At 71.4% G+C, this 13,397-nt stretch carries 6 protein-coding genes; 5 read left to right on the top strand and 1 reads right to left on the bottom strand.

What is annotated here, in order from left to right; genetic code table 11:
• The first annotated feature begins 61 nt into the window (after window positions 1-61).
• A complete protein-coding gene (locus ACLQ2N_RS01880; RefSeq protein ID WP_425808531.1) occupies window positions 62-2,104 on the top strand; it encodes a M4 family metallopeptidase in 2,043 nt (680 codons plus the stop codon).
• Window positions 2,105-2,207: 103 nt separating this feature from the next.
• On the opposite strand, the gene glgP is transcribed toward ACLQ2N_RS01880, so the two are convergent.
• The gene (gene glgP / locus ACLQ2N_RS01875) at window positions 2,208-4,811 is read right to left on the bottom strand and encodes an alpha-glucan family phosphorylase (RefSeq protein WP_425808530.1); all 2,604 of its coding nucleotides are present in this window, start codon (window positions 4,809-4,811) and stop codon (window positions 2,208-2,210) included.
• A gap of 604 nt (window positions 4,812-5,415) precedes the next feature.
• On the opposite strand from glgP, the gene ACLQ2N_RS01870 reads away from it, so the two are divergent.
• From ACLQ2N_RS01870 to glgB, 4 genes are all read left to right on the top strand, one after another.
• Complete coding sequence (locus ACLQ2N_RS01870) at window positions 5,416-7,449, top strand: maltotransferase domain-containing protein (RefSeq protein ID WP_425808529.1); 2,034 nt, start codon at window positions 5,416-5,418, stop codon at window positions 7,447-7,449.
• A complete protein-coding gene (treS, locus tag ACLQ2N_RS01865; protein ID WP_425808528.1) occupies window positions 7,446-9,152 on the top strand; it encodes a maltose alpha-D-glucosyltransferase in 1,707 nt (568 codons plus the stop codon). Before ACLQ2N_RS01870 ends, treS begins: the two co-directional genes overlap by 4 nt.
• A 227-nt stretch (window positions 9,153-9,379) precedes the next feature.
• Window positions 9,380-10,774, top strand: coding sequence for a maltokinase N-terminal cap-like domain-containing protein (locus ACLQ2N_RS01860; RefSeq protein ID WP_425808527.1), 1,395 nt, complete (start codon window positions 9,380-9,382; stop codon window positions 10,772-10,774).
• 67 nt (window positions 10,775-10,841) lie between these two features.
• Entirely contained in the window at window positions 10,842-13,268 is a 2,427-nt protein-coding gene (gene glgB / locus ACLQ2N_RS01855) for a 1,4-alpha-glucan branching enzyme (protein WP_425808526.1), read from the top strand.
• Window positions 13,269-13,397 lie beyond the last annotated feature (129 nt).

Below are 13,397 nucleotides of genomic sequence, written 5' to 3'. Positions count from 1 at the left end.
CTGCTTGCTCTGCCCGGACGGCTCACCCCGCCGCCGGTACCCCCCTGCAGAAGGAGTCCGCGTGAGATCCACGCACAGCCGTCGTGCCACCGCGACCGGCGCTCTCATAGCCGCAGCCGCCCTCCTCGCCGTAGGCGCCCAGACCGGATCGGCCTCCGCCGCCCCGGACGACGGCACCGCCAGGAGCGCCACCGCCGCCAAGGCGAACCCCGGCGCCCTGCCCAAGCAGCTCTCGCCCTCGCAGCGCGCCGAGCTGATCCGCGAGGCCACCGCGAGCCGGGCGGCCACGGCGAAGAAGCTCGGCCTCGGGTCCCAGGAGAAGCTCGTCGTCCGCGACGTCGTCCAGGACAACGACGGCACCACGCACACCCGTTACGAGCGCACCTTCGACGGCCTCCCGGTCCTCGGCGGCGACCTGGTCGTCCAGGAGACCAAGGCCGGCGCGACGGAGAGCGTCGTCAAGGCGTCCCGCGCCACCACCGCCCAGCTGAAGGCCGTCGACACGGTCGCGGACATCACCCCGGCGGCGGCCTCCAAGCAGGCGCTCGGCGCGGCCAGGGCGGCCGGTTCGGACAAGGCCGAGGCCGCCAAGGCGCCCCGCAAGGTCGTCTGGATGGCCTCCGGCACCCCGCAGCTGGCGTACGAGACCGTGGTCGGCGGCCTCCAGGAGGACGGCACCCCGAACGCGCTGCACGTCATCACGGACGCCTCCACCGGAGCGAAGCTCTACGAGTGGCAGGCCATCGAGAACGGCGTCGGCAACACCGAGTACAGCGGCCAGGTCACCCTGGGGACCTCCGGGTCCTCCGGCGCGTACAACCTGACCGACACCGCGCGCGGCGGCCACAAGACGTACAACCTGAACCACGGCACGTCCGGCAAGGGCACCCTCTTCTCCGGCTCCGACGACGTCTGGGGCAACGGCAGCGCCTCGAACGCGGAGACCGCGGCGGCGGACGCCCACTACGGCGCGGCCGAGACCTGGGACTACTACAAGAACGTGCACGGCCGCACCGGCATCAAGGGCGACGGCGTCGGCGCGTACTCCCGCGTCCACTACGGCAACAACTACGTGAACGCGTTCTGGGACGACAGCTGCTTCTGCATGACGTACGGCGACGGCAGCGGCAACGCCAACCCGCTGACCGCGCTGGACGTGGCGGCCCACGAGATGAGCCACGGCGTCACCTCGAACACCGCCGGCCTGAACTACAGCGGGGAGTCCGGCGGCCTCAACGAGGCGACCAGCGACATCTTCGCCACCGCCGTCGAGTTCTACTCCAACACCTCCGCCGACCCGGGTGACTACCTGATCGGCGAGAAGATCGACATCAACGGCGACGGCACGCCGCTGCGCTACCAGGACAAGCCCAGCAAGGACGGGGCGTCCAAGGACTCCTGGTACTCGGGCATCGGCAACATCGACGTGCACTACTCGTCGGGCCCGGCCAACCACTTCTTCTACCTGCTGTCCGAGGGCAGCGGCGCGAAGACCATCAACGGCGTCAGCTACAACTCCCCCACCTCGGACGGCCTGCCGGTGACCGGCATCGGCCGCGCGAAGGCGGAGCAGATCTGGTTCAAGGCGCTCACCACCAAGTTCACCTCCACCACCAACTACGCGGGGGCCCGCACCGGCACGCTCGCGGTGGCCGGTGAGCTGTACGGCACGAGCAGCGCCGAGTACAAGGCCGTCCAGGACGCCTGGGCCGGGATCAACGTCGGTGCGCGCTCCGGCGGCACCGACCCCGGCACCGGCACGGTCTTCCAGAACACCACCCCCGTGGCCATCCCCGACCACGGCTCCGCCGTCACCAGCTCGGTCACCGTCACCGGCCGCACCGGCAACGCCCCGAGCACCCTCAAGGTCGGCGTGGACATCACCCACACCTACCGCGGCGACCTGGTCATCGATCTCGTCGCGCCGGACGGCAGCACCTACCGGCTGAAGAACTCCTCCTCCAGCGACTCGGCGGACAACGTCAACACGACCTACACGGTCAACGCCTCGTCCGAGACGGCCAACGGCACCTGGAAGCTGAAGGTCCAGGACGTCTACAGCGGGGACACCGGGAAGATCAACAGCTTCAAGCTGACCTTCTGACCCCCCAGCGCCCCCACGCGGGTCACCGCATGACCCGCCTCCGACACGGAACCGCCCGGGAGGAGAAAGCCCCCCCGGGCGGTTCCGGCATGCCGGGCGGAACTCAGCGCAGCAGCAGACCGCCGCCGTCACCCGTGGCCCCGGTCGGCTGCGCGACCAGGCCGAGTTCGGCGCCGCTGGCCAGCAGCCGGTGGGTGGGCAGCACGCGCACGGTGTAGCCGTACGGTCCCGTGCGGTCCAGGGCGAGCGGGCCCTCGTACAGCCAGTGGCCCTCCAGGTCCTGGCCGCCCGCCGGCTTCAGCGGGAAGACCTGGGCCTCGGAGATCGCGTCGGACGAGTCGACCCGCCCCGCCACCGCCTGCACCTCCACGTCGTCCGGCGCCAGCGCGCCCAGCGAGACCCGGACCCGCAGCGCCAGCGTGGACCCCAGCTCCGCCGTCGTACCGGAGGCGGTCGGCGTCACCGCCTCCACATGGTCGACGGCCACCCTCGGCCAGGCGGCCCGGACCTTCGCCTTCCAGCCGGCCAGCTCCCGCGCCCGGGGCGCGTCCAGCGAGCGCTGGGCGAGCGCGGCGGGGGCGTACAGCCGCCCGACGTACTCCGCGACCATCCGGTCGGCGAGCACCTTGGGGCCCAGGCTGCCCATGGTGCGGCGGACCATCTCGATCCAGCGGCCGGGCAGCCCCTCGTCCCCGCTCTCGTAGAAGTGCGGGGCGACCCGGTCCTCGATCAGCTCGTACAGGGCACCCGCCTCCAGGTCGTCGCGCCGGTCCTCGTCCAGCGCGCTGCCCTCGGCCGTGGGGATCGCCCAGCCGAAGTCCGGCTCGAACCACTCGTCCCACCAGCCGTCCAGCACGGACAGGTTGAGGCAGCCGTTGAGCGCGGCCTTCATCCCGCTCGTGCCGCACGCCTCCAGCGGGCGCAGCGGGTTGTTCAGCCAGACGTCGCAGCCCGGGTAGAGCTTCTGGGCCATCGCCATCCCGTAGTCGGGCAGGAAGACGATGCGGTGCCGGACCCGGGGGTCGTCGGCGAACCTGACCAGCTCCTGGACCAGCCGCTTCCCGCCGTCGTCGGCCGGGTGCGCCTTGCCCGCGACGACGATCTGGACCGGCCGCTCCGGGTGCAGCAGCAGCGCCCGCAGCCGGTCCCGGTCGCGCAGCATGAGCGTCAGCCGCTTGTACGAGGGGACGCGGCGGGCGAAGCCGATGGTGAGGACGTCCGGGTCGAGCACCCCGTCGATCCAGCCGAGTTCGGCGGGCTGGGCGCCCCGGTGGCGCCAGGAGGCGTGCAGCCGCTGCCGGACCTCGGCCACCAGCTGTTCGCGCAGGGTGCGGCGCAGGTCCCACAGCCGGCGGGCCGGGATGTCCGCGACCGAGTCCCAGCGGCCCGGGGTGCCCCCCGACTCGGCGCGCAGCCGGTAGACCTCGGGTGCCACCCAGGTCGGTGCGTGGACGCCGTTGGTGACGGAGGTGATCGGGACCTCCGGCGCGTCGAAGCCCGGCCAGAGCCCGGCGAACATCTCCCGGCTGACCGCGCCGTGCAGCGTGGAGACGCCGTTGGCGCGCTGGGCCAGCCGCAGCCCCATCACCGCCATGTTGAAGACGCCCGGGTCGCCGCCGGGATAGGTCTCGGTGCCGAGTTCGAGGACGCGTTCGACGGGGACGCCGGGCAGTTCGCCGTCCTCGCCGAAGTGGCGGGCGACGAGTTCGCGGTCGAACCGGTCGATTCCGGCCGGGACCGGGGTGTGGGTGGTGAAGACGGTGCCTGCCCGGACGGACTCGACCGAGGCGTCGAAGTCCAGGCCGGTCGTGGCGAGTTCGCGGATGCGTTCCAGGCCGAGGAAGCCGGCGTGGCCCTCGTTGGTGTGGAAGACCTCCGGAGCGGCGTGGCCGGTCAGCCGGCAGTACGCGCGCACGGCGCGGACGCCGCCGATGCCCAGCAGCATCTCCTGGAGCAGCCGGTGCTCGCTGCCGCCGCCGTACAGCCGGTCGGTGACCTCGCGTTCACCGGGGAGGTTCTCCTCGACGTCGGAGTCGAGCATGAGCAGGGGGACCCGGCCGACGTGGGCCTGCCAGATCTGGGCGTGCAGGGACCGGCCGCCGGGGAGGTCCAGGACGACCTGGCTCGGGGTGCCGTCGGCCTCGCGGATCAGGGTGAGCGGCAGCTCGTTCGGGTCGAGCACGGGGTAGTGCTCCTGCTGCCAGCCGTCCCGGGACAGGCTCTGCCGGAAGTAGCCGTGGCGGTAGAGCAGCCCCACGCCGATGAGGGGCACGCCCAGGTCGCTGGCGGCCTTGAGGTGGTCCCCGGCGAGGATGCCGAGCCCGCCGGAGTACTGGGGCAGGGCGGCGGTCACCCCGAATTCGGGTGAGAAGTAGGCGATGGCGGCGGGGAGCGCGTCGTCCTGCTCGCGCTGCTCCTGGTACCAGCGGGGGCCGTGGAGATACGCGCGGAGGTCGGCGGACGCCTCGGCGAGCCGGTGCAGGAACGCTTCGTCCCGGGCCAGCTCGGTGAGCCGCCCCGCGGACACGGAGCCGAGCAGGCGTACGGGGTCGCACTCCGCCCGGGAGCCGGCTGCCGGGTCGACGGCCCGGAAGAGTTCACGGGTCTCGGTGTGCCAGGACCAGCGCAGGTTCCGCGCCAGGTCGCTGAGGGGTTGGAGGGAGTCCGGAAGGACGGGACGCACGGTGAATCGACGAATGGCCTTCACGCATTCCACCTTTACAGGGGACGTACGAATCCGAGCGGGACGCACCTCCATGTGCGCCGCTCCGTCACCCTCGACGGTAGCCGTGTCCGCGGGGCGCCCGACACGGCGCACGGCTTTCCCGTACGCCTCCCCGGTCCCGTAAGGCGCCACCGGGCCCGTACACCCCAGGCGTTATGGCCGATTCCTTCTCCTCTTCCGGTCTTGTGGGCCCTGGCCCCACAGGGAAAGCTGCCGGGTGGCGCCCATTCCCACGTCCCCCGTACGCCCGAGCAGATGACATATCACCGGATTGGCCCACCACGATGCGGGGGAAGGCTTCTCCGGTACCCGGAACGGATGCATTCGGATGACAGCCGATGACGGTTCATCTCCGGCGCTCGCGCGCTTCATTCCCTGGCCGTCGGTGATCGGTCCCCGGTTCGTATACGACCTGTTTGGACTGCCATTCGAGTGAACGCGCACAGGAGCGGCCATGCCCAGACCCCACCAGTCATCCACGGAGCGGCTAGAAAGGACGCAACCCCATCTTCACGGCGCGCGCGTTCAGCCTTCGCCGCACGCTGCCCACTTTGCCGAGTCCGAGCTCCAGCCCCCAGGTGATTCCATGATCGGTCGCATTCCCGTTCTCGACGTCCATCCGCTCGTCGACTGCGGAAGAAGGCCCGCCAAGGCCGTTGCCGGTGAGACCTTCCAGGTCACCGCGACCGTCTTCCGCGAGGGCCATGACGCGGTGGCCGCCAATGTGGTGCTGCGCAGCCCGAGCGGGCGCCCGGGCCCCTGGACGCCGATGCGCGAGCTGGCGCCGGGCACCGACCGCTGGGGCGCCGAGGTCACCCCGGACTCCGAGGGCCGCTGGACGTACACGGTCGAGGCGTGGAGCGACCCGGTCGCCACCTGGCGCCACGCGGCGGGGATCAAGATCCCGGCGGGCATCGACACCGCGCTGGTCCTCGCCGAGGGCGCCGAGCTGTACGAGCGCGCCGCCGAGGGCGTCCCGAAGCGCGACGGCCGCGAGGCGGTGCTGGCGGCGGTGGACGCGCTGCGCGACGAGTCCCGGCCGGCCGAGGCGCGCCTCGCGGCGGCCCTGGCGCCCGAGGCCCGGGCGGCGCTGGACCGCCATCCGCTGCGGGACCTGGTCACCGCGTCCCGCCCGCACCCGCTGGTGGTCGAGCGGCGGCGCGCGCTGTACGGCTCGTGGTACGAGATGTTCCCGCGCTCCGAGGGCGCCCGGTACGAGGCCGTCGAGCCGCGCAAGGGCCGGGGCGCCAAGGCCGCCGAGCCGCAGCCGGCCCGGCTCGTGAGCGGCACCTTCCGGACGGCGGCCGAGCGGCTTCCGGCGGTCGCCGCGATGGGCTTCGACGTGGTCTACCTGCCGCCGATCCACCCCATCGGCACGACGCACCGCAAGGGCCCGAACAACTCGCTGACCCCCGCCCCGCACGATGTGGGGGTCCCCTGGGCGATCGGTTCGGCGGAGGGCGGGCACGACGCGGTCCACCCGGATCTGGGCACGCTGGAGGACTTCGGCCATTTCGTGGAGACGGCCCGCAACCTGCGTCTCGAAGTGGCCCTGGATTTCGCACTCCAGTGCTCGCCGGACCATCCGTGGGTGGAGAAGCACCCCGAGTGGTTCCAGCACCGGGCCGACGGTTCGATCGCGTACGCGGAGAATCCGCCGAAGAAATACCAGGACATCTATCCGATCGCCTTCGACAAGGATCTTCCGGGCATCGTCGCGGAGAGCGTACGCATCCTGCGGTTCTGGATGGACCGGGGTGTGCGGATCTTCCGTGTCGACAATCCGCACACCAAGCCGGTGATCTTCTGGGAGAAGGTCATCGCGGAGATCAACCGCACCGATCCCGATGTGATCTTCCTGGCCGAGGCGTTCACCCGGCCGGCGATGATGCGCACCCTCGCCGCCATCGGGTTCCAGCAGTCGTACACGTATTTCACCTGGCGGAACACCCGTCAGGAACTCACGGATTACGTGACCGAGCTGGCCGGTGAGACCGCCGCGTTCATGCGGCCGAATTTCTTCGTGAACACGCCCGACATCCTTCCGGGATACCTTCAGGAAGGCGGCAGGCCCGCGTTCGAGGCCAGGGCGGTGCTCGCGGCGACCCTCTCCCCCTCCTGGGGGGTGTACGCGGGGTACGAGCTGTGCGAGAACACCCCGATCCACCACGGCAGTGAGGAGTACCTCGACTCGGAGAAGTACGAGATCCGGCCCAGGGACTGGGAAGCCGCAGAGCGCGAGGGCCGTTCGCTCGCCCCGCTCATCACCTCGCTCAACCGGATCAGGCGCCGCCACCCGGCCCTGCAGCAGCTGCGTGACGTGCACTTCCACGCGTCGGACAACGACGCGGTGATCGCGTACAGCAAGCGTTCCGGTTCGAACATCCTTCTGGTGGTCGTCAACCTCGACCCGCACCACACCCAGGAGGCGACCGTCTCGTTGGACATGCCGCAACTCGGCCTCGACCGGCACGAGAGCGTGCCGGTGCGCGACGAGCTCACCGGCACTTCCTATCACTGGGGCAGGACGTTCTATGTGCGCCTTGAGCCGGGCGTGACGCCCGCGCACATCGCCGTCCTGCGACCGTCCCCGCCGACCGGAGGGTCACCCACACCATGATCGTCAATGAGCCCGTCCCCGATAAGTTCGAGGACACCCCGGCCAAGGACCGCGATCCCGACTGGTTCAAGCGTGCCGTCTTCTACGAGGTGCTCGTCCGGTCCTTCCAGGACTCCAACGGCGACGGCATCGGAGACCTGAAGGGGCTCACCGCCAAGCTCGACTACCTCCAGTGGCTGGGGGTCGACTGCCTCTGGCTGCCGCCCTTCTTCAAGTCACCGCTGCGCGACGGCGGTTACGACGTCTCCGACTACACCGCCGTGCTGCCGGAGTTCGGCGACCTCGCCGACTTCGTGGAGTTCGTGGACGCCGCGCACCAGCGCGGCATGCGCGTGATCATCGACTTCGTCATGAACCACACGAGCGACCAGCACGACTGGTTCCAGCAGTCCCGGACCGACCCCGACGGGCCGTACGGCGACTACTACGTCTGGGCCGACGACGACAAGCAGTTCCAGGACGCCCGGATCATCTTCGTGGACACCGAGACGTCCAACTGGACCTTCGACCCGGTGCGCAAGCAGTACTACTGGCACCGGTTCTTCTCGCACCAGCCCGACCTCAACTACGAGAACCCGGCGGTGCAGGAGGAGATCATCTCCGCGCTCCGCTTCTGGCTGGACCTGGGCATCGACGGCTTCCGGGTCGACGCGGTGCCGTACCTCTACCAGCGCGAGGGCACCAACTGCGAGAACCTGCCCGAGACCCACAACTTCCTCAAGCGGGTCCGCAAGGAGATCGACGCCAACTACCCGGACACGGTCCTGCTCGCCGAGGCCAACCAGTGGCCCGAGGACGTCGTGGACTACTTCGGCGACTACGGGTCGGGCGGGGACGAGTGCCACATGGCGTTCCACTTCCCCGTGATGCCGCGCATCTTCATGGCCGTACGGCGCGAGAGCCGCTACCCGGTCTCGGAAATCCTGGCGAAGACCCCGGCGATCCCGGACAACTGCCAGTGGGGAATCTTCCTGCGCAACCACGACGAGCTGACGCTCGAAATGGTGACGGACGAAGAACGCGACTACATGTACGCGGAGTACGCCAAGGACCCGCGGATGCGGGCCAACATCGGCATCCGCCGCCGGCTGGCGCCGCTGCTGGACAACGACCGCAACCAGATCGAGCTGTTCACCGCCCTGCTGCTCTCGCTGCCGGGCTCCCCGATCCTCTACTACGGGGACGAGATCGGGATGGGCGACAACATCTGGCTGGGCGACCGGGACGCCGTACGCACCCCGATGCAGTGGACGCCCGACCGCAACGCCGGGTTCTCCTCCAGCGATCCGGGGCGGCTCTACCTCCCCACGATCATGGACCCGGTCTACGGCTACCAGGTCACCAACGTCGAGGCGTCGATGGCCTCTCCGTCCTCGCTGCTGCACTGGACCCGGCGGATGATCGAGATCCGCAAGCAGAACCCGGCGTTCGGCCTCGGCACCTACAACGAACTGTCGTCGTCGAACCCGGCCGTGCTCGCCTTCACCCGTGAGCACGGGGACGACCTCGTGCTGTGCGTCCACAACTTCTCCCGGTTCGCACAGCCGACGGAGCTCGACCTCAGGTCCTTCAACGGGCGTCATCCGGTGGAGCTGATCGGCGGGGTGCGCTTCCCCGCCATCGGTCAGTGGCCCTACCTGCTGACGCTCGCGGGACACGGCTTCTACTGGTTCCGGCTGCGCAAGGACGCGCCGCCGAGCTGACGCGCGGGGCCGCGTGCGGGGCGGTTACCGCCGCCTCGCACGGGGCACCCGCACCCATACCGGGTGGTTCAGGAAGCTTCCTGGATCCTCCTGGCGTTTCTATCCCCTCATGTCGAGTCCGTACGGATCATCCTGACCCGACACGTCCCGCACAGCCGGACAGCCAATGCCGCAATCCGGGACACTCTTCGCATCCTGTGGTGTGCCCGGGGAAAGGACGCGATGCCATGTCGGAGGCTGCATCCGCTCAGGTCACCCTGGCGAACAGCACATCCCTGATTCCGTCTCTCGGACCGCTGCTCCACGAATGGCTGCCCCGGCAGCGGTGGTTCGCGGGCAAGGGACGGCCCATCACCGCCTTCTCGCTCGTCTCCGCCACCGAGATACTGCCGGTGGACGGCGGCGACGGCTCCGCCCCCGGGCTCCTGCACCTGCTGGTGCGGGTCCACCAGCCCACGATGCCCGCCCAGCCCCCCGTGGACTGCTACCAGTTGCTCCTCGGCGTCCGCTCCGCGCTGCCCCAGCACCTGGCGCCCGCCGCCATCGGCCGGGTCCCCGACGGTCCGCTGGCCGGGCTCGCGGTCTACGACGGGCTGCACGACGCGCGCCTCGCCTCGCTGCTGCTGGAACGATTGCGCACCCCCGGCCGGCTCGGCGCGGTCCGCTTCGACCGGGGCGCGGAGCCGATCCCGGAGGACCTGCCGCCCCGGGTACTGGACACCGAGCAGTCCAACTCCTCGCTGGTGTACGGCAACGCGTACATCCTGAAGATCTTCCGCAGAGTGTTCCCGGGCACCAACCCCGACCTGGAACTCCCGCTCGCCCTGTCCCGCGAGGGGTGCGGGCGGGTCCCCGCGCCGGTCGCCTGGTTCGAGGCGGCGACCCCGGAGCGGCTGACGCTCGGGGTGCTCCAGCCCTATCTGCGCGGCGCCCAGGACGGCTGGCAGCTCGCCCTGCGCGCCCTCGCCACCGGGCACGACTTCCTGCCCGAGGCGAGGGCGCTGGGCCGGGCGACGGCCGAGGTGCACACCGCGCTCGCCGCCGCCCTGCCGACCCCGGTGCTCCGCCGCGCCCAGACCGACGAGCTGGCCGCCGCCATGGTGGAGCGCCTGGAGGCCGCCGCCCACGCGGTGCCGGAGCTGGTCCCCTACGTCCCCGGGCTGCGCACCGCCTTCGACGCGTTCGCGGCGCTCGGGCACCGGGGGCGCAGCTGGGCCGCCCAGCGGGTGCACGGCGACCTCCACCTCGGCCAGACCCTGCGCGGCGCCGACGGTTTCTGGTCGCTGATCGACTTCGAGGGCGAGCCGGCCCGGCCGCTCCCGGAGCGCCGCAGCCCGCAGCCCCCGGTGCGCGACGTGGCCGGGATGCTGCGCTCCTTCGACTACGCGGCCGGCTCGCACCGGCCCTGGAAGCCCGAGTGGGCCGCCCGCTGCCGGGACGCCTACTGCGACGGCTACGCCGAGGCGGCGGGCACCGACCCGCGCGCCGAGCCGGAGCTGCTGCGCGCCCACGAGACCGACAAGGCGGTGTACGAGGTGCTGTACGAGGCCCGGCACCGGCCCGACTGGCTACCGGTCCCGATGGCCGCGATCCACCGCCTGGCCTCGGTCTCCGCCGGCTGAGGATGCCCCGTCCCCCGTACCGCCCCGTCCGTACCGCCCCGCCAACACCTCCGAGGAGGCAGTCCCTGTGACCGCCCGCAAGCCGTCCCGCAAGTCCGAGCCCGCCGCGCCCGTCACACCCGCCGCGCCCGCCGCGCCCGCCGCCGAGCTGCCGCTCGCCGAGGAGCCGATCGCCGCCACCCTCTCCTCGCCGCAGGCCGGGCCGCCCGCGAAGAAGCGGGCCCCGAAGAAGACCGCCGCGAAGGGGAGCGCCGCCCCGGCGAAGCGCGCGAAGAAGGCCGCCGCGCCGCCCAGGCCCCGCAGCGCCGGCAGCCAGGAGCTGCGCCCGGCCACCCCGCTGCACGACGCCGACCGGGGCCGGCTGCTGGCCGGCGAGCACCACGCCCCGCACGATCTGCTGGGCGCCCACCAGGCGGGCGACGGGGTGGAGATCCGGGTGCTGCGCCCGTTCGCCCGGTCGGTCACCGTGCTCGCGAAGGGGCTGCGGGCGCCGCTGCACAGCGACGGGGACGGGCTGTTCTCCGGGGTGCTGCCGCTGCCCTCGGTGCCGGAGTACCGGCTGCTGGTGGCGTACGACGACAACGAGATCGAGGTCGACGACCCGTACCGCTTCCTGCCCGCGCTCGGGGAGCTGGATCTGCACCTGATCCGGGAGGGCCGGCACGAGGAGCTGTGGACCGCGCTCGGGGCGCGGCCGATGGAGCACCAGGGGGTCGCGGGCACACGGTTCACGGTGTGGGCGCCGAACGCCCGGGGCGTGCGGGTGTGCGGTGACTTCAACTACTGGGACGGCACGGGCTTCCCGATGCGGTCGCTGGGCGCGTCCGGGGTGTGGGAGCTGTTCCTGCCGGGGACCGGGGAGGGCGCGCTGTACAAGTTCGACATCTGCCGCCCCGACGGCTCGCACACGACGCGCTCGGACCCGATGGCCCGGCACACCGAGGTGCCGCCCGCCACCGCATCGGTGGTGACGGCCGCGCACCACGTGTGGCAGGACCAGGAGTGGATGGCGAACCGCGGGAACGTGCCGGTGCACGAGGCGCCGTTCTCGGTGTACGAGGTGCACCTGCCGTCCTGGCGGCCCGGTCTCTCGTACCGGCAGCTGGCCGAGCAGCTGCCCGCTTACGTGAAGGATCTGGGCTTCACACACGTCGAGCTGATGCCGGTCTCGGAGCACCCCTTCGGCGGCTCCTGGGGCTACCAGGTCACCGGGTTCTACGCCCCGACCTCCCGGATGGGCTCGCCGGACGACTTCCGCTTCCTGGTGGACGCGCTGCACCGGGCCGGGATCGGCGTGATCATGGACTGGGTGCCGGCGCACTTCCCGCGCGACGACTGGGCGCTCGCGGAGTTCGACGGCCGGCCGCTGTACGAGCACTCCGACCCGAGGCGGGCCGCGCATCCGGACTGGGGGACGCTGGAGTTCGACTACGGGCGGACCGAGGTCCGCAACTTCCTGGTCGCCAACGCCACGTACTGGTGCGAGCAGTTCCACATCGACGGACTGCGGGTGGACGCGGTCGCCTCGATGCTCTACCTGGACTACTCGCGCGAGGAGGGCCAGTGGTCGCCGAACGAGTTCGGCGGGCGGGAGAACCTGGACGCGGTCGCCTTCCTCCAGGAGATGAACGCCACGGTCTACCGGCGCAATCCGGGCGTGGTCACCATCGCCGAGGAGTCCACCGCCTGGGACGGCGTGACCCGGGCCACCGACCACGGCGGGCTCGGTTTCGGGCTGAAGTGGAACATGGGCTGGATGCACGACTCGCTGGTGTACGTCTCCAAGGAGCCGGTGCACCGCAAGTACCACCACAACGAGATGACGTTCTCGATGGTGTACGCGTACAGCGAGAACTACGTGCTGCCGATCTCGCACGACGAGGTGGTGCACGGCAAGCAGGCGCTGGTCTCCAAGATGCCGGGCGACTGGTGGCAGCAGCGCGCCAACCACCGCGCCTACCTGGGCTTCATGTGGGCCCATCCCGGCAAGCAACTCCTCTTCATGGGCCAGGAGTTCGCGCAGGGTGCGGAGTGGTCGGAGGGCCACGGACCGGACTGGTGGCTGCTGGACCCGTCGTACGAGGCGGCCGCCGACCACTGCGGGGTGCGGGATCTGGTCGCCGACCTCAACAGGGTGTACGGGGCGACGCCCGCGCTCTGGCAGCGCGACACCCGTCCGGAGGGCTTCGCCTGGGTGGACGGGGGCGCGGCGGAGGACAACGTGTTCGCGTTCCTGCGCCACGACGCGAAGGGCGCGCCGTTGCTGGCGGTCTCCAACTTCTCGCCGGTGGTCCGGCACGACTACCGGCTCGGGGTGCCGGAGGGCCCCCGGCTGTGGGCGGAGGTCCTGAACACGGACGCGGCCCGGTACGGGGGCGGCGGTGTGGTCAACGAGGAGCCGCTGAAGCCGGAGGACGTGCCGTCCCACGGCAGGCCGTCGAGCGTGTCGCTGACGCTGCCGCCGCTGGCCACGGTGTGGTTCAAGCCGGCGTGACGCGGTGACGCACCGGGGGGCGGGGGCCGCGGCCCCCCCCCCCCCGGCGGGTGAGCACACCTGCACCCCGTACGGGTGGGGCCCGCGCGTAGGGGGGGCGCCCGCCCAGGGAGTAACCCGGTAGCCCGC

The sequence above is a fragment of the Streptomyces sp. DT224 genome (assembly GCF_049844595.1).
GTDB lineage: Bacteria > Actinomycetota > Actinomycetes > Streptomycetales > Streptomycetaceae > Streptomyces.
Note: the sequence above shows the minus strand (reverse complement) of the source record. Positions and strands in the feature narration are given on the sequence as shown.